Genomic DNA, 20,991 nt, shown 5'->3' with positions numbered 1-20,991 from the left:
TTAATTATTGGTTTCCCTTTAGAATAGGAAGGCAGATTTTATATTTCACGGCAAGAATACGAACAATGAAAACACTAACTCCACTAGTAATCTGAGTGAACATCGGATTAAGACTAGCAAAGTCGCACGCCCAATAAACCATTCCACCAACGACGCAAGCTATGGCATATATTTCTTTGCGAAAAATAAGAGGTATTTCGTTAATAAACACATCACGAATAACCCCGCCGGCAGCGCCAGTTATGCTACCCATAACAATAGCAACCCAAAAGGGGTAACCCAGAGCAAGTGCTTTTCCCACTCCCACCACTGTAAAAAGAGCTAATCCAATACTATCAAAAATAAAAAAAGTGTTGTGCAAATGAATAAGATATTTTCCCAAGAAGATAACCCAAAGCAAGGCTAATCCAGAGCACACGAGATATACAGGATCTGTCATCCAAAACGGAGTAACACCAAGCAATAAATCCCGAATGGTTCCACCGCCAATAGCAGTGACTAATCCAACGACATAGGCTCCAAACCAGTCGAACTGCTTGGCAGAAGCCAAACGGATGCCACTGATAGCGAAAGCAAACGTACCGACGAACTCTATAATCTGAACAAATGTTGGCATATTCTAAGCTTTTTGTTTGCAAAGAAACGAATAATTTCCAAAAGAAGCCGTACATTTGCATTCCGAATAATAGCAAAAAACTAGGATGAAAATAACAATCGTGGCCGGGGCTCGCCCCAATTTCATGAAGATAGCGCCCATTGTACGTGCCATCGAGGCTGCACAGGCGCAAGGTAAACGAATTTTTTACAGATTAGTATACACGGGAACAGAAAGAGATAGTAGCCTGGATGCTTCCCTATTTGCTGACCTGAACATGAAAGGACCTGATGTCTACTTGGGCGTAAATAGCAATAACTCTACCGAACTTACGGCAGGTATCATGATTGCTTTTGAGCGCGAGTTGGCTGAGAATCCCGCACATGTGGTTCTGGTTGTAGATGATTTGACTTCGACTATGAGTTGCGCCATCGTAGCAAAAAAACAAAATATAAAAGTTGCTCACGTAGTTGCCGGTACACGTTCCTTTGACATGAGCATGCCTAAAGAGGTGAACCGAATGATAACTGACGGTCTCTCCGATTACCTCTTTACGGCCGGAATGATAGCAAATCGTAACTTGAATCAATCCGGAACAGAGAACGAACACGTATATTATGTAGGTAATATTCTAGTGGACACGATACGCTATAATCGGAACCGATTGCTTCGCCCTATGTGGTTCAGCGTATTGGGATTGAAAGAACAAAACTACATTCTACTTACTATCAACCGCCATGCATTACTAGCCAACAAGGCGAACTTCAAAGAATTGCTCGAGACACTTATTGAAAAAGCAAATGGTATGCCCATTGTAGCCCCATTACACTCATATGTAAGTGATGCAATTAAAGAAATGCAGATAAAAGCTCCTAATCTACACCTACTATTACCACAAAGCTATCTTACCTTTGGCTTTCTTATGAATAAGGCAAAAGCAATTGTTACCGATTCAGGCAATGTAGCCGAAGAGGCAACTTTCCTAGGCATTCCTTGTATCACTCTCAACACTTACGCCGAACATCCGGAGACTTGGAAAATCGGTACCAATGAGTTGGTAGGAGAAAATCCGTCTGTATTGGGTGAAACCATGGATAAATTAGCGAAAGGAGAATGGAAACAAGGCATATTGCCCGAACGCTGGGACGGACGCACAGCCGAAAGGATTGTGCAAATACTTCTGAACGAATAATTCCTCTCTATTCGAGCAGACGGGCTGGTTTACTTATTTGAACCTCTTTACAAGACCTATTTTTATCAAAATAGAAAGGTGCAAATACACTTATTAATAGGTGACATATCAATATCATTTAACCAACCTCATCACCACTATTTATTTACATATAATACAGTCGAAATAGATCTTACTACTTCACCGCGGTGAATTAACTAGTTCAGCGTGGTGAAGTAGTTAATTCACCGCGGTGAACTAGTTAATTAAGCAACCCCCTCTCACAACGCTTGTAGAGGGGTATTGAACAGTTTCCTAAACATTGACAAACGACTTGCTAAAAACTTCTTTTTTATTCATTCCAATTGTACTGCGCGCAACTAAATGTCATTGGATAATATGCTATCGCCATACCCCTATGCAATACCTCATTACATATAAGGGTAGCTGTTGTATCGTGCAACGCAAGGAAAAGAACTGTTTATATTAATGAGTATTATGTAAAGCCAAACCTTTGTTAAATACTTAGAATTCAAAAAAGTAGCATAAAAACTGTTATAGCAATAATCAATATAACAACAATTTTACTAACTTTGTCTCCTTGATTATGACATGTATGAAAAAGAAATATCACAAATTTATTATACTATTTTTACTTGCATTCCTTACCCCGAATGCTTTTGCACAATTAAGGGGAATTGTTACTGATTCAATATCACATGAGCCTTTGATGTATATATCCGTATTCTACGAAGGTAAGGGTGTGGGAGGTATTACTGATGTAAACGGCGCCTACAAGATTGAAACGAAAAAAGGGTGGAACAAAGTAACATTCTCTGCTATAGGATATATTAGTAAAGTAATCAAAATTCTCCCTGACACCAAAGAATTGAACGTACAACTATCTCCGGCATCCATTCAGTTGAATGAAGTAGTAGTAAAACCTAAGAAGGAAAAATACTCGCGAAAGAATAATCCGGCAGTGGACTTTATGCGTAAAGTAATTGATCATAAATCGGCTCAAAAGCTTGAAGAGAATGAGTATTATCAGTACGACAAGTACCAAAAGATGAAGATGTCCATTAACAACGTAACTCCTGAAAGTCTCCAAAAGGGCATCTACAAGAAATTTAAGTTCTTATCAAAGCAAGTAGAAGTTTCTCCTGAGACCCATAAAATGATTTTGCCCATATCGATACAAGAAACAGCATCACAAACGATCTACCGCAAAAACCCGGAAAGCAAGAAGACGATTATCAAAGGAATGAATTCAAGTGGCATTGAAGAATTCTTTTCAACTGGAGATATGGTTGGGACCATTCTTAAAGATGTCTTTTCGGACGTAAATATATACGATAACAATATCCGTCTGTTACAAACTCCTTTCGTTAGTCCCATCTCTGAATCGGGCATTTCTTTCTATAAGTATTATCTAATGGATACTGTTATGGTAGATAAGCGCGAGTGCGTGCACTTAACATTTGTGCCTCAAAATTCGCAGGATTTTGGTTTTACCGGACACCTATACGTACTCAAAGACTCTACATACGCGGTAAAGAGATGCCTTATGAACTTGCCAAAGAAAACAGGAGTCAATTATGTTGATAATTTAGATATTACTCAAGACTATAAACAATTAGCCAATGGGAACTGGGTACTCACGGATGACGATATGACAGTTGATCTCTCTCTTTTTAAATCGCAGCAAGGATTACAGGTAAAGCGTACCACAAAATACACCAACTACGAATTTACCCCAATAGAACAACGATTATTCAAATTTCGGGGAGATGTAATGAAAGAGACAGATATGCTAACCAAAAGTGATGATTATTGGGCTAGTGTAAGGCAAGTACCACTGACTAAGACCGAAAATAGCATGGATCTATTCATGAATCAGTTAGAACAAATACCCGGCTTTAAGCTCGTCCTTTTTAGCGCAAAAGCATTAATCGAAAATTTTGTTGAAACAGGCTCTAAGGAACATCCCAGTAAATTTGACTTTGGCCCTATCAACACCATGGTTTCTAGTAACTATATTGATGGCACCCGTCTGCGATTAAGTGGACAGACCACAGGAAATTTTGATCCACACTGGTTCCTCAGCGGCTATGGAGCTTATGGCTTTAAAGATCAGAAATGGAAATATAGCGGACAAGTACTCTATTCATTCCCTAAATGCACTTATTTGCCTTGGGAATTTCCCAAAAACAATATATCCGCATCCTACAGTTTTGACGTAATGTCTCCTATGGATAAATTCCTCGCAACGGATAAGGACAATGTATTCGTAGCATGGAAAACAGCACCTGTTGACCAGATGTCATATATACGAGATGCGACTCTCCAATACGAAATGGAGACTAATTGGGGTTTTTCGGTTAAGTTGATGGGCCGTCGGCGTAACGACGAACCAACCGGGAAACTGCAATATATACGTAACAACGCAGACGAAACGGTCAATACCCTCGTACATGATATAACAACGAGTGAACTTGGAGTGACATTACGCTACGCTCCGGGCGAAACATTTGTCAATACCAAACAACGGCGCGTGCCTGTTTCTCTGGACTCTCCCGTATTTACCCTTTCGCAAACAAGTGGATTAAAAGGTGCGCTAGGTGGAGAGTACAATTTCAATCTCACCGAAGCAAGTGCTTGGAAACGTTTCTGGTTATCATCATGGGGAAAAGTAGACATAACTTTTAAAGGTGGCATACAATGGAACAAAGTTCCTTTCCCGCTATTGATATTGCCAGAGGCAAACTTGTCATACATCACCCAACGGGAAACGTTCAACTTAATTAATAACATGGAATTCCTCAATGATCGTTATGCTTCCATGTCTTTAACGTATGATATGAATGGTAAGCTATTCAATCGCATACCACTTCTAAAGAAATTGAAATGGCGCGAGGTTTTTAGATTCCGTGCGCTGTATGGATCACTTAGTGATAAAAATAATCCATACAAGAATACAAATGACGGTGACTTATTCCGCTTTCCTACAAGAGATGGAATCACGACCAGTTTTGTGATGGACCCTGGTACTCCTTATTTAGAAGCAAGTGTCGGCATTCATAACATCTTCAAAATATTGCATATAGAATATGTGCGCCGACTAACATATCTCAATAATCCAAACATCAACAAAGATGGTATCCGATTTATGATGATGGTAACATTTTAGACCCACATACATATGCAACCACTAGCGGAAAGGCTCAGACCAAAGACTTTGGATGAATATATCGGGCAAAAGCACTTGGTTGGCCCAGGCGCTATCTTGCGCAAAATGATTGATGCCGGACGAATCTCTTCTTTCATTTTATGGGGTCCACCGGGAGTAGGGAAAACGACCTTGGCACAAATTATTGCCAATAAGTTGGAAACACCATTCTACAGTCTCAGTGCTGTGAGCTCAGGTGTGAAAGATGTACGTGACGTGATAGAAAGAGCCAAAAGTAACCGTTTCTTCTCACAAAGTAGTCCTATCCTCTTTATTGATGAAATTCACCGCTTCAGCAAGTCACAGCAAGACTCATTGCTGGGTGCTGTGGAACACGGTACTGTAACGCTAATTGGTGCAACCACCGAGAATCCCTCTTTTGAAGTCATCCGCCCACTCCTCTCCCGTTGCCAGCTATACGTGCTAAAATCACTGGAGCAAGAAGATCTACTGGAATTACTTCAACGAGCCATTGTAACGGACTCGGTTTTGAAAGAACGTAAGATTGAGCTGAAAGAGACTGGAGCTATCCTTCGTTTTTCGGGTGGAGATGCCCGAAAATTACTCAATATACTAGAACTTGTAGTCGATTCGGAAACAGAAAATATCGTCGTAATTACCGATAGTTTAGTCACCGAGCGACTCCAACAAAATCCTTTGGCCTATGACAAAGATGGCGAAATGCATTACGATATTATCTCCGCTTTCATTAAATCGATTCGTGGAAGTGATCCCGATGGAGCTATTTATTGGCTGGCCCGGATGGTGGAAGGTGGAGAGGATCCTGCGTTCATTGCTCGCCGCCTTGTCATCTCTGCTGCCGAAGACATCGGCCTGGCCAATCCCAATGCCTTGTTACTAGCCAATGCCTGCTTTGACACGCTGATGAAAATTGGTTGGCCCGAAGGACGCATTCCTTTAGCAGAAGCAACGATCTATCTAGCCACAAGTCCTAAAAGTAATTCAGCCTACACTGCCATTGACAGTGCGTTAGAGTTGGTACGAGAAACAGGTAACCTACCCGTGCCTCTACATCTACGCAACGCACCCACTAAATTAATGAAACAGCTGGGTTACGGACAAGATTATAAATATGCTCACAGCTATGAAGGGAACTTCATTACTCAACAATATCTGCCCGACGAACTAAAAGAGCGCCGCATTTGGCAACCACAAAACAATGCTGCAGAAAACAAACATCTGGAGCAGATGAAAAAACTGTGGAATGAGAAATATAGCAAGTAAATGCAATGCAATTTAACAAGTAAAGTAGATAAAAAGATGAAAATTATAGTATTAGACGGCTATGCAACAAACCCCGGTGACCTTTCATGGGATGAATTAAAAGCCTTAGGCGAGTGTACCATCTACGAGCGAACTTCTCCCGAAGAAGTTCTAAAACGTTTGGCTGGCGCTGAAGTAGCCCTTACTAATAAGGTGTTGTTCACAGCCGAAGTCATGGCTGCACTACCCGAACTAAAATATATTGGCGTACTAGCCACGGGATACAACGTAGTAGATATTGCCGCCGCCAAAGAACACGGCATTGTGGTGACCAATATTCCGGCCTACAGCACTCCATCGGTAGCACAAATGGTATTTGCCCACATCCTGAACATTGCTCAGCAAGTGAGACACCATTCGGATGAAGTTCACAAAGGAAGATGGAGCAACAACCCTGATTTCTGTTTTTGGGATACTCCACTCATCGAACTTCGTGGAAAGAAGATAGGACTAGTTGGTCTGGGACATACCGGATATACCACAGCTCGCATAGCTATCGGGTTCGGTATGCAAGTGTTTGCTTTTACATCAAAGCTATCACTACAATTACCTCCTGAGATAAAGAAGATGGAGTTGGATGAATTATTTAGCGAATGCGACTTTATCAGTCTACATTGTCCACTTACCGAAGAAACAGAGGAGCTTGTTGGTGCTCGCCGATTGTCACTAATGAAGCCCACAGCAGTCCTTATTAACACAGCTCGCGGGCAATTGGTTAATGAGCAAGCTCTGGCCGATGCACTGAACACAGGAAAGATTTATGCAGCAGGTGTGGATGTACTTTCGTCCGAACCTCCTTTAGCAGACAACCCATTGCTTACAGCCAAGAATTGCTATATCACTCCACACATTGCCTGGGCAAGCTTTGAAGCTCGCGAGCGATTAATGGGTATCATGCTTGATAATGTGAAAGCTTACATTGCAGGTAAGCCAACCAATAATATTGTTAAGTAAACAGAGCAATTAATTACAGAAAACCATAAGAGCGAACTCATTCTTGTCAAGAGACGATTTATTTATTATTAACAGGAACAGAGCTTTTCAAAGCACAGAGGTGTTTTCAGGCAAGCAAATAAGCGTTTTGCAAAAACATAAAGGCACTTTAATGAGATAAAGTAAGCAGGTTGGTGAAGTGCAACCGTCTTCCAACTAAAGTGCAACCGTGTAATGAGTCAACTGAACCGTGCAGATAACCAACTGCTCGGTTCTTTTTTGCTTAAAAGCGACCGAAATAAAGAGAAATGAAAGGTTTTATTAAAACGATCAAAGTAATTGGCGAAAAAAAGGGAGAAGCACCAACTTCTCCCTTTTACTGTAGTATAAATCAAAACTACTATATGATTACATTGACAAAGATAACACATTTAAGTACCAAAGTCAAGTTTTTCGTTCAAATAAATCAGTTCAATTAATAAGCATGCCCACCTTCATTCATCTCTTCAGCATCAATCTTCTTATTATCAATACTGCGCCATGCATAAAAGATGTAAGCCACCACAAAAGGAACAAGGATGGATACATAAGCCATCGTTTTGAGTGTAAACAAACTAGAGCAACTGTTAGCTAAAGTAAGTGAACTCTGTAAATCTCCTGTAGACGGATAATAAGCTGTGTTATTGAATCCTGCGCAAAGGAATAGAGCAAGTACAGCAAGCACAGTGCCCGCACCTGTAAACCATATTCCTTTATCAAAAGTCTTCTTCAAGATGCTCATAGCCAAACCAAACAAGACAAGCACCACTCCTATCAAAAAGACTGCAAGTACTACAGGCATCTGAATAAAGTTAATAAAATACTTGTATGATTGCATGTAAACTTCCTGAGTATCGGGGTTAACCGCAAATCCATCTGCAAACAATGTACGAATGACAAATGCAAGGAAAAACACCAGGAAGAATCCACCATTAATAATCAGAGAACGACGGCAACGAGCCACAAAGTCGTCATCATTGATATTATTAATGAAGTATAGCGCACCAAGAATTCGGGCCAAGAAGAACACAGCCAAACCAAGCACTACATTCCACGGATTAGCTAATGCATCGAGTCCATGCCATGCACTTCCCCAACTACTAATAATAGGCATCAACTCCGTCATATTGTCCTTATTCACATAAAAGTCTGATCCGGTAAAGAATGTGGCTACTGCACCGCCCAATAAAACAGGGCCTACCACTCCATTGATCACCAAAAACGTTTGATATGTCTTTTTCCCCAGCAGATTACCCGCTTTACTTTGGAATTCATAACTAACAGCTTGAAGCACAAAGCTAAAAAGAATAATCATCCATAACCAATAGGCTCCGCCGAAGCTTGTACTGTAGAACATAGGAAACGAAGCAAAAAATGCTCCACCAAAAGTTACCAGCGTGGTAAAAGTAAACTCCCACTTGCGTCCGGTCGAATTAACCATCATCTTACGTTGCTCCTCGTTCTTCGGAAGAGAGAACAACATCGAATTGCCACCCTGTACAAAAAGCAAAAGTACCAACAAGGCTCCCAACAAAGAAATCACAAACCACCAATAATGCTGAAGTAATATATATGTATCCATAGTTTTTTAATCATTAATTTGAGGACCTTTCTTTATTTCACGAAGCATAATGCCTATTTCGGCAATCAGCATAACGGTGAATAAAACAAGGAAAATAAAGAATGTAGTTTGTACAGAACCAACTCCCAGTCTTGATACTGACGCAGAAGTGGGGAGCATATCTTGTATAGCCCATGGCTGTCTGCCACATTCGGCAACGACCCATCCGGCTTCAGAAGCTATGTAACCTAGCGGAATAGTAAGCAGAGCGACCCATTGCATCCACTTCAAAGAAGCCAACTTATCTTTATAAGCCAAGAACAAAACAACAACAAAAAAGAGTAGGAAATAACCTCCGAGTAAGACCATCACCCTGAAAGCATAAAACGTAATAGCAACATTCGGCACCAATTCGTGCACATCTTTAATGTAGCCGTAACCGAAGTAAGCAACGTTACTTTGCAAAATAGCATAAGCTGAATCGGCAGTCGCTTTGTCTCCACTCTTTTTAGCCAAACGATAAGACGCCAATGCAGCAATGGCCTTTTTACCACGCTCTACCTTTTGAGAAGCAGAAAGTGCAATCGTACCGTCTTTCAACATGTAACCTCCCTCCATGATATCATTCACTCCGGGAACAAATGCATTGAAATCACGCTGAGCCAGTAAAGAAAGTAAATTAGGAACAGCAATACGGAATATGAAAGGCTCTTTGCCATCATCATATGTTTTCTTGTCAGGATTCAGCATACCTACAACAACTAATCCTGCACCATTCTGTCCATGGTAATAACCTTCCATAGCAGCCAGTTTCATCGGTTGCGTACGACCTGCCTGGTAAGCTGAACCATCTCCGGTCCACATTGTTAATAGAATACCCACCAATCCTACAGCTGCGCCAACTTTAACGCTTGCCAAAGCAAACTTTTGATTTCGCTTCTTCAATAAGAACCAGCAACTCACACCCACTACAAACACAGCACCCAGCACCCAACTGGAAAGTACCGTATGAAAAAATTTATTTACTGCAACGGGCGAAGTGGCAACAGCCATAAAGTCGACCATTTCATTACGTACCGTGTCAGGATTGAACTCCATCCCAACAGGATACTGCATCCAGGCATTAGCCACCAGAATCCACCAAGCAGATATCGTAGCTCCTAGACCTGTGAGCCAGGTAGATACTAAGTGAAACCTTTTGCTCACTTTGTTCCATCCAAAGAACATCACTGCAATAAATGTTGCTTCCATAAAGAAAGCCAAAATTCCCTCTATGGCAAGAGGAGCACCAAAGATGTCGCCCACAAACCATGAGTAATTACTCCAATTGGTCCCAAACTCGAACTCCAGAATAAGACCGGTAGCAACGCCCACTGCGAAGTTAATACCAAAAAGCTTCATCCAGAACTTGGCTGTGTGCTTCCAGAATTCATCACCTGTTTTGTAATAAACAGTTTCCATTACACCCATCACCACAGCCAGTCCCAACGTAAGCGGAACAAAAATCCAGTGATACATAGCCGTAAGAGCAAATTGCGCCCTCGACCAATCAATCAACGAAGTATCAATACTATCTATCATATATTAAATATTAAGGAATTGCACGATTAATAAGTTCATTACCCACATATTCTTCTTTACTTTCACCCTCAGGGCGGTTATTAAGGAAATTAGGGAAGAAGAATATTTTAAGAACAAAAAACATAATAAAGAGTTTAATTAAAATAATTAACCACAGAGTTCGCCCAAGCGTCATACTTCGAAAGCCCTCGAGGTAGAAATACCATACACGTAATATTATTTGTTTCATCTTGTTATCTATTCAATATTGACATCTATTCAACAATTGCAAAACTAATAAATAAGTTTAGAATAAACCAATTATCGACAAAGAATGATCGATGTAAAAGAAGAAAAGTCGAATAAAAGCTAAAATATAAGTCAAATAGACAATTGAATATCGATGAATTAGATGCATTGGCAGATAGATAGTGAACAACGGTCTATCGCTTTTGCAAGAGGTATATAACAGAGATATCTTTGTTTACAGAAATCAAAAGAAGCAGAATATGATAAACCTAAGAAGATTGACAGTAACAATGCTTTGTATAGCAACAATGGGGCTAGGCATAAATGTACAGGCACAAGATCGTCCAACAGAATGGACTCTCGCTACCTGTATAGATTATGCCATGCAGCAAAATATCAGCATCCGCAAAAATCGTATTACTGCAGAGAGCAGCAGTGTTGATATAAAGACAGCTAAAGCAGCCCTCTTTCCTAACCTATCTTTCAGCAGTAGTCACAACTATGTAAACCGCCAACTAACAGAAGATACGAATCAGAAAAAAAATAGCTATAACGGAAGTTATGGTCTAAATGCTTCGTGGACGGTGTACAACGGAGGCAAACTGCTCAAAACGGTTGAACAAGAGAAGCTAAACAAGCAAATAGCCGAACTGACCGTAGAACAATCGAAGAATGAAATAGAAACATCAATCACACAAATATATGTGCAGATTCTTTATGCAGCCGAATCAGCTAAAATCAACGAAAACACCTTAAAGGTATCGGAAGCACAGAGAGATCGCGCCAAAGAACTGTTAGCAGCCGGCTCCATTGCCCAGAGTGATTATGCACAGCTGGAATCGCAATGCAGCACAGATAAATATCAACTCGTCACAGCACAAGCCACTTTACAAAACTACAAGTTACAATTAAAACAGTTGCTGGAGCTGGATGGAGAAGAAGAGATGCAAATCTCCATGCCTGCTCTTAGCGACCAAGACGTACTAACCCTGCTTCCCACAAAAACAGATGTGTACAAAGCTGCCCTAACATTACGACCGGAGATCGAGGCAAGCAAGCTTAGCATTAAGACTTCCGAAATGGAGGTAGCCATTGCACGCGCAGGATACCTTCCCACTCTTGATTTGACAGCGGGAACAGGAACCAGTCACACCAGTGGCAGCGACTTCACCTTCGAGCAGCAAGTAAAAAATGGCTGGAATAACTCGGTTGGCCTCACTTTATCCGTACCTATATTTAATAACCGAAAAACGAAAAGCGCTGTAGAGAAGGCTAAACTGCAAAAAGAAACAAGCCTTTTAAATATGCTGGATGAAGAAAAGAATCTCTTCAAAACCATCGAAGGACTTTGGCTTGATGCCAACAGCGCACAGCAAAGTTATGCTGCTGCAAGCGAGAAACTGCGCAGTACTCAAGTTAGTTATGATCTGATAGACGAACAGTTTAACTTGGGAATGAAGAATACAGTAGAATTACTCACTGAAAAAAACAATCTGTTGGCTGCCAAACAAGAGGTTCTTCAAGCTAAATATATGGCGATATTAAACACACAATTGCTACATTTCTATCAAGGAGAAAGCATCAAATTATAAATTGCAATATCAATGCAGGAGCACAAGTCAGCATTATCAATAAAAGAACAATATATGAATAAGAAGAAAATCATTCTCATCATTGTCGCAGTGGTGATAGCCGGAACGCTTATATGGTTGTTCTGGGGACCAACACCTAAGAATAAAGTTACTTTTGAATCAGTCAAAGTTATCAAGAGCAATATTAGTAACTCTGTTACGGCCACGGGGACAATAGAGCCTGTTACACAAGTAGAAGTCGGTACACAGGTATCCGGTATAGTCAATAAAATCTATGCCGATTACAATAGCGTGGTAAAAAAAGGGCAAATCATTGCCCAGCTTGATAAAACCAATTTGTTGAATGAGTTGGCTAGTAAGAAGAGTACATTGGCAAATGCCAAAACCGAATACGAATATCAGCTAAAGAACTATACCCGTATAAAGACTCTACATGCCAAACAATTAGTATCGGACACTGACTACGAGACATCTTTGTATACTTATGAGAAAGCAAAGAATTCGTATGATATTAGTAAGAACGATTTGGCTAAAGCCGAGACAAATCTTGGATATGCTACTATTTATTCTCCTATCGACGGCATCGTGTTAAGCCGAGCCGTAGAGGAAGGACAGACCGTAGCTGCGTCTTTCAGCACACCAACACTATTTACCATAGCCAAAGATTTGACCAATATGCAAGTAGTGGCCAACGTTGATGAAGCCGACATAGGCGATATTCGTCAAGGACTCCACGTTACTTTTATCGTTGATGCTTATCCTAACGATACCTTTGAAGGAAAAGTGACCCAAGTGCGTCAGGAAGCAACCACCACGAGCAATGTTGTAACCTACGAAGTGGTAGTATCTGCTCCAAACCTGGATCTAAAGTTGAAACCGGGACTTACGGCCAGCATCACTATTTACACACTTGAAAGAGACGGTGTATTATCCGTTCCTGCCAAAGCATTGCGCTTCACTCCCGAAAAATCATTCATTGGCACTGAAGATAAAGTAGTAGATTGCCAGGGCAAGCATAAGTTATGGACACGAGAAGGAAATACTTTCACTGCACATGAAGTACAAGTCGGCATTAGTAACGGCATTTTAACAGAAATAACAAGCGGTATAGCCGAAGGTACACTCATCATAACCGATGCTGTAGCTGGTAAAATGCCTGGAGAGATGAGTGACACATCAGCAGTAAAAGGCGGAGAGCAAAAAGAATCATCTCCATTCATGCCTACCCGTCCAGGAGGCAACAAAAAGAAATAATAGTCTAAGCTAGTAAATGTTACAACGAAGTAAGCAATGAAAAAAATTATAGAACTGAATGATATTAAGCGCTATTTTCAGGTAGGCGAAGAAACGGTACATGCCCTCCGGGGCGTTTCGTTTTCTATCGAAGAAGGAGAATTCGTAACCATTATGGGTACATCCGGTTCAGGAAAGTCAACCTTACTCAACACGTTGGGGTGCGTTGATACTCCTACCAGCGGAGAGTATCTGCTCGACGGCATATCTGTGCGCAGCATGAGTAAAAATGAACGCGCCGTACTTCGCAATCGGAAAATAGGTTTTGTGTTTCAAAGTTACAACCTGCTTGCCAAAACCACAGCAATCGAAAACGTGGAATTACCTTTGATGTACAACGCTAGTGTGAATAGCATCGAAAGGAAAAAGCGAGCCATAGAAGCATTAGAAGCTGTAGGACTAGGAGATCGTCTGATGCATAAAAGCAATCAGATGAGTGGAGGACAGATGCAGCGCGTAGCTATTGCCCGAGCATTGGTTAATAATCCTGCCGTGATATTGGCCGATGAAGCAACCGGTAATCTCGACACACGTACATCGTTCGATATCTTGGTTCTCTTTCAGCAATTGCATAAAGAAGGGCGTACAATTATCTTCGTCACTCACAACCCAGAAATAGCACAATATAGCAGTCGCAACATTGTGCTGCGAGATGGGCAAGTCAAGGAAGATAAAATCAACTCGAGTATACATTCGGCCGCTGCAACACTAGCTGCACTACCGATGCCCCAAGAACTCTAACATATCCACCACACATTATGAATGGAACAAATTTATTTAAAATAGCCCTACGGGCATTGGCCAACAATAAGCTTCGCGCCTTCCTTACCATGCTTGGTATCATCATTGGTGTGGCCTCGGTCATCACCATGCTTGCCATCGGACAAGGATCGAAAAAAAGTATCCAAAGCCAGATAGCCGAAATGGGATCGAATATGATCATGATTAACCCCGGAGCCGATATGCGAGGTGGTGTACGTCAAGATCCCTCTGCTATGCAAACATTGAAGTTAACAGATTATCAGTCTCTGCAAAATAACACAAAATATCTTGCAGCCATTAGCCCAAACGTTAGTAGCTCTGGACAATTTATCTATGGAGCCAATAATTATCCAGGCAGCGTCAATGGAGTAAACACTGAATATCTCTCTATTCGACAACTTACGGTAGAAAACGGTGATATGTTTACTGATGCCGACATACAGAGCAGCGCCAAAGTGTGTGTCATCGGAAAAACCATTGTCGACAATCTGTTTACTGATGGAAGCGACCCTATAGGACACGTGATCCGCTTCAACAAGATACCCTTTCGTGTAGTAGGTGTGCTCAAAGCAAAAGGCTATAATACGATGGGGCAAGATCAGGACGCAGTTGTTTTGGCTCCCTACACTACGGTAATGAAACGTATGCTCGCAGTGACTTATCTACAAGGGATTATGGCATCTGCCCTCACCGAAGATATGACCGAGCAAGCCATCACGGAAGTAAGCTCTATTTTACGTACCAATCACAAACTTAGAATAACAGACGACGATGATTTCAATATTCGCTCTCAGCAAGAGTTAAGTACTATGCTCAACTCTACGACCGACTTAATGACAACTCTGCTTGCATGCATTGCTGGCATCAGCCTTATTGTAGGAGGAATCGGGATCATGAACATCATGTACGTCAGTGTTACAGAGCGTACTCGTGAAATCGGACTACGTATGTCTGTTGGTGCCCGTGGAATAGACATCTTGAGTCAATTCCTCATAGAAGCAATCTTAATCAGTATTACCGGAGGTATCATCGGTGTTATTCTCGGTATTGGAGCATCCTTCGGAGTAAAGATATTCGCTCATTGGCCTATTTACATACAGCCATGGAGTGTCGTTCTGAGTTTTGCTGTTTGTACCGTAACCGGAGTATTCTTTGGATGGTATCCTGCAAAAAAAGCAGCCGATCTTGATCCAATAGATGCTATCAGATACGAATAATGAAATAAAACATTATATTTGTAAACATGAAATTACAAACCACCAATCGTACACTCGAAGCGATGATACATATCATCAGCTGGAGCATTGTGTTTGGCTACCCATTCTTCATGGAACGAGAAAACAACAGTGTTGACTGGAATGCTTACTTTCGTCATACCTCAGTACTCTTTTCCTTTTTGGTGATTTTTTATGTAAACTATTTCTTTCTAATTCCTCGTCTTTTATTCAACGAAAAAACCCGAAAATACATAATATATAATGTAATACTATTAATTGGCATCGGAGCAGCCTTACAAGTATGGCAAAAGATGGATATGCCACCCGTTATCGATCCAAATTCGATGTATAAATATAAGCGTCCCCCAAGATTGATCTTTTTCATTCGCGACATCGTCAGCTTAATATTTGCCATAGGACTTAGTATAGCTATTCGCATGAGTAGTCGATGGAGAGTGTCGGAATCAGCTCGACGCGAAGCAGAAAAAAATCGTACGGAAGCAGAACTAAAAAACTTGCGCAACCAATTAAATCCTCATTTCTTACTGAACACCTTGAATAATATCTACGCCTTAATAACTTTCGACACCGATAAGGCTCAACAAGCAGTTCAGGAACTTAGTAAACTACTCCGCCATGTGCTTTACGAGAATCAGCAAACCTTTGTACCACTAGGCAGAGAAGCTGATTTTATTCGCAACTACATTGAATTGATGCGCATACGCCTTACCAGCAACGTTACAGTAGAGACGCAAATAGATATCCGTTCTGACAGTAAAACTGAAATTGCTCCTTTGATTTTCATATCACTGATAGAGAACGCCTTCAAACACGGCATTTCTCCTACAGAACCCAGTTTCATACGCATCCTCCTTTCCGAGCATAAGAACAAAATATGCTGCGAAATAATCAATAGTTACCATCCTAAAAACGAAAAGATGGATAAAAGCGGTTCGGGCATTGGTCTGGAGCAAGTGCAAAAACGCTTAGAATTGCTCTATTCGAAGCACTATACTTGGGATAAATATATCTCAGAAAATGGAAAAGAATATATATCAAGATTATACCTCATGCCTTCAAAAATTTAAATTATGGTACTCAATTGCGCAATTATAGATGACGAACCTTTAGCACTCAGCTTATTGGAAAGTTACGTCAATAAGACTCCGTTTCTGAAGTTAATAGGAAAATACTCTAGCGCCATGCAGGCAATGAAGGAACTGCCAATTAATGAAACAGACCTGTTATTTCTGGACATACAGATGCCCGAACTGAATGGTTTGGAATTCTCTCAAATGATAGACCCTCATACACGTATCGTGTTTACTACCGCCTTCGGTCAATATGCGATAGATGGTTATCGAGTCAACGCACTCGACTATCTTTTGAAGCCCATTTCGTATGTCGATTTTCTTCAGGCAGCCAACAAAGCTGTGCAGTGGTTCGAACTAGTACACAAACCCGAAGAAAAAGAGAGTATTTATGTAAAAAGCGACTATAAACTCATACAAATAGAATTAAAAAAGATCCTTTATATAGAAGGGTTAAAAGATTATATAAAGATATATCTTGAAGATAGCGTCAAGCCAATCTTGTCTTTAATGAGTATGAAGTCAATGGAAGAATTGCTACCAAGTAGCCATTTCATGCGTGTACACCGCTCATTCATCGTTCAGAAAGAGAAAATACGGATCATAGATCGCGGAAGAATAGTCTTCGATAAAACTTATATTCCTATTAGTGACAGCTATAAACAAGCCTTTCAGCTTTTCTTGGATGAAAGAAGTTAAATCAACAAGTGTTTTATCGATGGAAAACGCTCTTTTGTCGATTACTGTTTGCACAAAAGAAAACAAATACATATCTTTGCAGAGAACAGATAGGGGTTGTGAAACTCCGCAATAGAATAGTTTAGTTAAGTCTAGTTTAGTTTTTGTGTAAATACTCCCCCCGTAAGCGAACGGATCAGGGAGTATTTTTTGTTTGCCACAGGGCGCTACAGGCGAAATGATATTCCGAGAATAGCTCCATATATGACATTAAATAATTGTCGAAAAGTTGTCGGACGATGGTTTAAGTTGTCGAAAAGTTGTCGGAGTAATAATACAAAAAACTAAAAAAGATGCTAACTGGACTAACTAAGCTAAGTTTAAAATATATTGAAATAATTAGAAGAATCACTTTTCTTGCATACTCTCAACTCTCTTCAAGATTTCAGATAATATTTCCAACTGGGTTTTATGAATTTCGAGCAATTCCTGTTGCTCATTAATTATTAGATGGTCAATCTTTTCATGAAGCATCTCTATTTCCAATTCAGACTTCAGATTAATCATATAATCCTTCTTTGCCCTATCTCGATCTTTAGATTCTTGCCTGTTTTGACTCATCATAATAACAGGTGCCTGCAAGGCTGCCAACATGGACAAAATCAGATTTAACAAAATAAAAGGATATGGATCAAACCCCTTATTGGCAAGCCAGAGAATGTTCAAACAAATCCAGACCAACAAAGATACCAGAAACGAAATAATAAAGGTCCAACTACCTCCAAAATCGGCAATCTTATCGGCAACCCGCTGTCCGAAAGTTAAAACAGGCTCATCTTCCCGTTCAATTGTATCAGAAATAGTTTTTTTATCCTTCAGCGATGTTAAGACTCTTTTTTCTAATTTGGTAATCTTACCAACTTGCTTTTTCATAAAAATCTCAATGTGTTTCTCTCTATAAACATCCAATTCACTCAAAGATAAATATTGGTTGTCTGCAAAATTGGAATGTTCATTTCTTATCAATTGCATGATAGGTAGTCTTACTGATTTTGCTGATACTCTATCCGCAATCGGATATTCTTTGTTAGACAAATCACTAATGAAGGTTTCCATACTATTTGTTATTAAATTAGTTTCTTTAGCAATATCTAAATCAGGCGTTTACTCCTTGTATTCAAAATTTATATTTTGACGTACCAATATAGACAGAAAGTACTACGTACACAAATAATAAAACAAAAATAGCTAACGAATGGAAAAGTAATGGTTAATCAGAAGGATTACAAAAGGAAATTCTTCGTGATAATATCTATTGAGTTATACCAGAATTAAACGATAAAGAAGGAATAATGTAAAGATAAGTTAGGTACCGATACAAGCCTCCTGAGAGGGGTTTGTTGATCTAGTTAATTCACCGCGGTGAATTAACTAGATCAGCGTGCTGAATTAACTACTTCAACACGCTGAACTTATATGATATCTAAGAATAAAGCAATTTGTAAAGAATAAGCTATTGAAGCTTACTTGCTGCTGCCTGATCTAAGAAGAATAATACTTCGCCGGCATGATGGGCTATATATGCAGCCGGACACGTATCTCCCGACTGACAAATTTCAGAAACAACATCAGCTTTGTCTTTACCCATAATAAAGAAGATGACTTGAGCAGCATTAATAATTGGTTGTCCGGTAAGGGCTATTCTATTTTGCCCTGTATTCGGATTGTAGGTAGCCTCATAAATCTCGGGGGAAATAAGTAATTGCTCTTGCCCCGGAAAAATAGAAGAGGTATGCCCGTCGTTTCCGGCACCAAGCAATACGATGTCAAATACAGGAAAATTACCCTGTGACTGAACATGCTCCTTCACTAGTGCTGAATAGCGAGCTGCTTCTTCCTTAGGCTTATTCTCTCCCATGATACGAAAGATATTAGCTTCTGGAATCGAAACCACATCCAGTAAAAGCATCCTCATCATACCATAATTACTGTCTGGTTTTTCAGGACGCACGCAACGTTCGTCTACCCACCAAACCCTGATACGGTCCCAAGGCGTCACTGCCTTATATTCATTGGCCCACAAATCGAACATCAATGCAGGAGTGCTACCACCGCTAAATGCAATATCGAACATCCTGTCCGGTTCATTCAATACCAAGTTAACGATATGCAGAATTAATGCGCGTGCCGTCTCTATAGAAGAGGAATAAATATTTTTTTTCATAGCTCGCAATATTCATCAGTATTCGTTAAGTTTTTACAAGGATTAGTCCACTCAGCTCCATGCTCATGCATCATTGCCTCACTTTCAAGCGGCCCCCATGTGCCTGCTGGATATCCATACAGAGGTGCCTCCGTATGTTCTTTCCAATACTGAAGTATCGGATCGAAAAAGCGCCATGATGCTTCAACAGCGTCACTCCGCGTGAAGAGGGTTGGATCTCCCTGTATGCAATCCTCAATCAGTCGAGCATAAGCGTCACCGGAAGGCACACCACCCAATTTATCGTAACTGAAATCCATCATCACCTGTTTTACTTCGAAGCCGGGGCCGGGAAGTTTCATCCCGAATTTCAGCACAATACCTTCATTGGGCTGTAAGCGCAAAATAAGCTTGTTGGCAATGGGTGCTTTATCTCCCGCCATGCGAAACATCTGATGAGGAGTTTCTTTGAAGTGTACCACTATCTCAGTCACCTTCGTAGGCATCTGTTTACCAGTACGAATATAGAAAGGTACTCCACTCCAACGCCAGTTACTGATTCCCAACTTCATGGCAATATAGGTTTCCGTACGAGAATCCTCAGGAATATTCTTCTCCTCACGATAACCTTTCTTTGAACCGGATACTGTATATTGTCCGCGCACAATGTGCTCGTCCAGATCCACTTCATTGAGGGGAGTTAAAGATTCGTAAACCTTTACCACCTCGTTTCTGAAGCTATCCGCATTGAATGCAGCAGGCGGTTCCATAGCCGTCAGTGCAACCAACTGGATCAAATGATTTTGCACCATATCGCGCAATGCTCCTGTTGTATCATAAAATCCGCCACGCTGCTCGATACCGAGATTTTCCACGGCCGTAACTTCCACATAGTCAATATAGTTTCTGTTCCACAACGGTTCAAATATACCATTTGCAAAACGAAAAGCCAACAGATTCTGCGCAGTCTCCTTACCCAAGAAGTGATCAATACGGTAGATTTGGCGTTCATCAAATGCCGAAGAATAAATGCGATTGAGCTCTTGAGCCGACTCTAGATCGTATCCAAAAGGCTTCTCTACAATGATGCGCGCATGCTTACTATTCAGTCTCCATTTTTTAAGATGTAACGGAATCACTCCGTACAAAGATGGTGGAGTAGCCAAATAGTAGAGTAAATTATCGGGGCGCTCTTCGCCACTCAATTCCTCAAGGCGACAACTTAGTTGGCCATACTCACTCTCAATCGCAGGATCAATAGAGAGGTAATAAAGGTGTGAAACAAAACTTTCCATCATCGGTCCATCTTGCTCAGATGAGTTCAGAAAAAGCTTTATTTCTTTTAATATATAAGAGCGATAGTCAGTATCGGTATATACCGTTCGCCCTATACCTAGTATTGAAAGTTCTTTCGGCAAACGCTCTTCTTTATATAAAGAATAGAGCGCAGGCATCAACTTACGCTTGGTCAAATCGCCTGAAGCACCAAAGATGACCATAACGAAAGGGCGTTCTGTATATTTATCATTCACCA

17 protein-coding genes are annotated in these 20,991 nt (G+C 40.6%); 10 read left to right on the top strand and 7 right to left on the bottom strand.

The annotated features are described in order from the left end of the window. Window positions 1–4: 4 nt before the first annotated feature. Complete coding sequence (locus BQ5338_RS07820; protein WP_071146256.1) at window positions 5–616, bottom strand: trimeric intracellular cation channel family protein; 612 nt, start codon at window positions 614–616, stop codon at window positions 5–7. Between the two features lie 85 nt (window positions 617–701). On the opposite strand from BQ5338_RS07820, the gene wecB reads away from it, so the two are divergent. From wecB to BQ5338_RS07800, 4 genes are all read left to right on the top strand, one after another. Continuing rightward, window positions 702–1,787 carry a non-hydrolyzing UDP-N-acetylglucosamine 2-epimerase gene (gene wecB / locus BQ5338_RS07815; RefSeq protein ID WP_071146255.1) on the top strand — a complete coding sequence of 362 codons (1,086 nt, stop codon included), beginning with the start codon at window positions 702–704 and terminating at the stop codon, window positions 1,785–1,787. A 595-nt stretch (window positions 1,788–2,382) separates the two neighbouring features. Beyond that, window positions 2,383–4,956: a DUF5686 and carboxypeptidase-like regulatory domain-containing protein gene (locus tag BQ5338_RS07810; protein WP_071146254.1), complete on the top strand. Its 2,574-nt coding sequence runs from the start codon at window positions 2,383–2,385 to the stop codon at window positions 4,954–4,956. A 12-nt stretch (window positions 4,957–4,968) separates the two neighbouring features. Next, a complete protein-coding gene (locus BQ5338_RS07805) occupies window positions 4,969–6,240 on the top strand; it encodes a replication-associated recombination protein A (protein ID WP_071146253.1) in 1,272 nt (423 codons plus the stop codon). A gap of 36 nt (window positions 6,241–6,276) precedes the next feature. Then, a complete protein-coding gene (locus BQ5338_RS07800) occupies window positions 6,277–7,233 on the top strand; it encodes a D-2-hydroxyacid dehydrogenase (protein WP_071146845.1) in 957 nt (318 codons plus the stop codon). A 454-nt stretch (window positions 7,234–7,687) separates the two neighbouring features. Here BQ5338_RS07800 and BQ5338_RS07795 read toward each other — a convergent pair whose 3' ends face one another. Genes BQ5338_RS07795 through BQ5338_RS07785 form a run of 3 tightly spaced genes read right to left on the bottom strand, consistent with a single transcriptional unit; the run spans window position 7,688 to window position 10,622 of the window. After that, the gene (locus tag BQ5338_RS07795) at window positions 7,688–8,833 is read right to left on the bottom strand and encodes a cytochrome d ubiquinol oxidase subunit II (RefSeq protein ID WP_071146252.1); all 1,146 of its coding nucleotides are present in this window, start codon (window positions 8,831–8,833) and stop codon (window positions 7,688–7,690) included. Window positions 8,834–8,839: 6 nt separating this feature from the next. Continuing rightward, window positions 8,840–10,393 carry a cytochrome ubiquinol oxidase subunit I gene (locus BQ5338_RS07790; protein ID WP_071146251.1) on the bottom strand — a complete coding sequence of 518 codons (1,554 nt, stop codon included), beginning with the start codon at window positions 10,391–10,393 and terminating at the stop codon, window positions 8,840–8,842. A gap of 10 nt (window positions 10,394–10,403) precedes the next feature. Then, entirely contained in the window at window positions 10,404–10,622 is a 219-nt protein-coding gene (locus tag BQ5338_RS07785; protein WP_071146250.1) for a DUF4492 domain-containing protein, read from the bottom strand. 259 nt (window positions 10,623–10,881) lie between these two features. Between BQ5338_RS07785 and BQ5338_RS07780 the strand changes: the two genes are divergently transcribed. Genes BQ5338_RS07780 through BQ5338_RS07755 form a run of 6 tightly spaced genes read left to right on the top strand, consistent with a single transcriptional unit; the run spans window position 10,882 to window position 17,275 of the window. Next, window positions 10,882–12,213 (top strand): TolC family protein, encoded by a 1,332-nt coding sequence (locus BQ5338_RS07780; protein WP_071146249.1) that lies wholly within the window; start codon window positions 10,882–10,884, stop codon window positions 12,211–12,213. Window positions 12,214–12,267: 54 nt separating this feature from the next. Beyond that, window positions 12,268–13,467: an efflux RND transporter periplasmic adaptor subunit gene (locus BQ5338_RS07775; protein ID WP_071146844.1), complete on the top strand. Its 1,200-nt coding sequence runs from the start codon at window positions 12,268–12,270 to the stop codon at window positions 13,465–13,467. A 36-nt stretch (window positions 13,468–13,503) separates the two neighbouring features. Next, window positions 13,504–14,247, top strand: coding sequence for an ABC transporter ATP-binding protein (locus tag BQ5338_RS07770; protein ID WP_071146248.1), 744 nt, complete (start codon window positions 13,504–13,506; stop codon window positions 14,245–14,247). A gap of 17 nt (window positions 14,248–14,264) precedes the next feature. Beyond that, window positions 14,265–15,485 carry an ABC transporter permease gene (locus BQ5338_RS07765; protein ID WP_071146247.1) on the top strand — a complete coding sequence of 407 codons (1,221 nt, stop codon included), beginning with the start codon at window positions 14,265–14,267 and terminating at the stop codon, window positions 15,483–15,485. A 26-nt stretch (window positions 15,486–15,511) separates the two neighbouring features. After that, window positions 15,512–16,573, top strand: a complete 1,062-nt coding sequence (locus tag BQ5338_RS07760) for a sensor histidine kinase (RefSeq protein WP_071146246.1) — start codon at window positions 15,512–15,514, stop codon at window positions 16,571–16,573. A gap of 3 nt (window positions 16,574–16,576) precedes the next feature. Next, window positions 16,577–17,275 (top strand): LytR/AlgR family response regulator transcription factor, encoded by a 699-nt coding sequence (locus BQ5338_RS07755; protein ID WP_071146245.1) that lies wholly within the window; start codon window positions 16,577–16,579, stop codon window positions 17,273–17,275. Window positions 17,276–17,662: 387 nt separating this feature from the next. On the opposite strand, the gene BQ5338_RS07750 is transcribed toward BQ5338_RS07755, so the two are convergent. The 3 genes from BQ5338_RS07750 to zwf form a co-directional block, all read right to left on the bottom strand. After that, window positions 17,663–18,370, bottom strand: coding sequence for a DUF1003 domain-containing protein (locus BQ5338_RS07750; protein WP_071146244.1), 708 nt, complete (start codon window positions 18,368–18,370; stop codon window positions 17,663–17,665). 397 nt (window positions 18,371–18,767) lie between these two features. Further along, window positions 18,768–19,478: a 6-phosphogluconolactonase gene (pgl, locus tag BQ5338_RS07745; RefSeq protein ID WP_071146243.1), complete on the bottom strand. Its 711-nt coding sequence runs from the start codon at window positions 19,476–19,478 to the stop codon at window positions 18,768–18,770. Next, on the bottom strand, window positions 19,475–20,956 hold the full coding sequence (zwf, locus tag BQ5338_RS07740; protein WP_071146843.1) for a glucose-6-phosphate dehydrogenase: 1,482 nt from the start codon (window positions 20,954–20,956) through the stop codon (window positions 19,475–19,477). Before zwf ends, pgl begins: the two co-directional genes overlap by 4 nt. Window positions 20,957–20,991: the final 35 nt, after the last annotated feature.

The sequence above is a fragment of the Bacteroides ihuae genome (genome assembly GCF_900104585.1).
GTDB classification, from domain to species: domain Bacteria; phylum Bacteroidota; class Bacteroidia; order Bacteroidales; family Bacteroidaceae; genus Bacteroides; species Bacteroides ihuae.
The sequence above is the reverse complement of the archived record's forward strand: the minus strand, read 5'-3'. Positions and strand labels throughout refer to the sequence as shown.

Bases quoted from the DNA above. Each gene is read 5' to 3' on its own strand.
- BQ5338_RS07820 (WP_071146256.1), bottom strand. From the start codon at position 616: ATGCCAACATTTGTTCAGATTATAGAGTTCGTCGGTACGTTTGCTTTC.
- wecB (WP_071146255.1), top strand. From the start codon at position 702: ATGAAAATAACAATCGTGGCCGGGGCTCGCCCCAATTTCATGAAGATA.
- BQ5338_RS07810 (WP_071146254.1), top strand. From the start codon at position 2,383: ATGAAAAAGAAATATCACAAATTTATTATACTATTTTTACTTGCATTC.
- BQ5338_RS07805 (WP_071146253.1), top strand. From the start codon at position 4,969: ATGCAACCACTAGCGGAAAGGCTCAGACCAAAGACTTTGGATGAATAT.
- BQ5338_RS07800 (WP_071146845.1), top strand. From the start codon at position 6,277: ATGAAAATTATAGTATTAGACGGCTATGCAACAAACCCCGGTGACCTT.
- BQ5338_RS07795 (WP_071146252.1), bottom strand. From the start codon at position 8,833: ATGGATACATATATATTACTTCAGCATTATTGGTGGTTTGTGATTTCT.
- BQ5338_RS07790 (WP_071146251.1), bottom strand. From the start codon at position 10,393: ATGATAGATAGTATTGATACTTCGTTGATTGATTGGTCGAGGGCGCAA.
- BQ5338_RS07785 (WP_071146250.1), bottom strand. From the start codon at position 10,622: ATGAAACAAATAATATTACGTGTATGGTATTTCTACCTCGAGGGCTTT.
- BQ5338_RS07780 (WP_071146249.1), top strand. From the start codon at position 10,882: ATGATAAACCTAAGAAGATTGACAGTAACAATGCTTTGTATAGCAACA.
- BQ5338_RS07775 (WP_071146844.1), top strand. From the start codon at position 12,268: ATGAATAAGAAGAAAATCATTCTCATCATTGTCGCAGTGGTGATAGCC.
- BQ5338_RS07770 (WP_071146248.1), top strand. From the start codon at position 13,504: ATGAAAAAAATTATAGAACTGAATGATATTAAGCGCTATTTTCAGGTA.
- BQ5338_RS07765 (WP_071146247.1), top strand. From the start codon at position 14,265: ATGAATGGAACAAATTTATTTAAAATAGCCCTACGGGCATTGGCCAAC.
- BQ5338_RS07760 (WP_071146246.1), top strand. From the start codon at position 15,512: ATGAAATTACAAACCACCAATCGTACACTCGAAGCGATGATACATATC.
- BQ5338_RS07755 (WP_071146245.1), top strand. From the start codon at position 16,577: ATGGTACTCAATTGCGCAATTATAGATGACGAACCTTTAGCACTCAGC.
- BQ5338_RS07750 (WP_071146244.1), bottom strand. From the start codon at position 18,370: ATGGAAACCTTCATTAGTGATTTGTCTAACAAAGAATATCCGATTGCG.
- pgl (WP_071146243.1), bottom strand. From the start codon at position 19,478: ATGAAAAAAAATATTTATTCCTCTTCTATAGAGACGGCACGCGCATTA.
- zwf (WP_071146843.1), bottom strand. From the start codon at position 20,956: ATGGTCATCTTTGGTGCTTCAGGCGATTTGACCAAGCGTAAGTTGATG.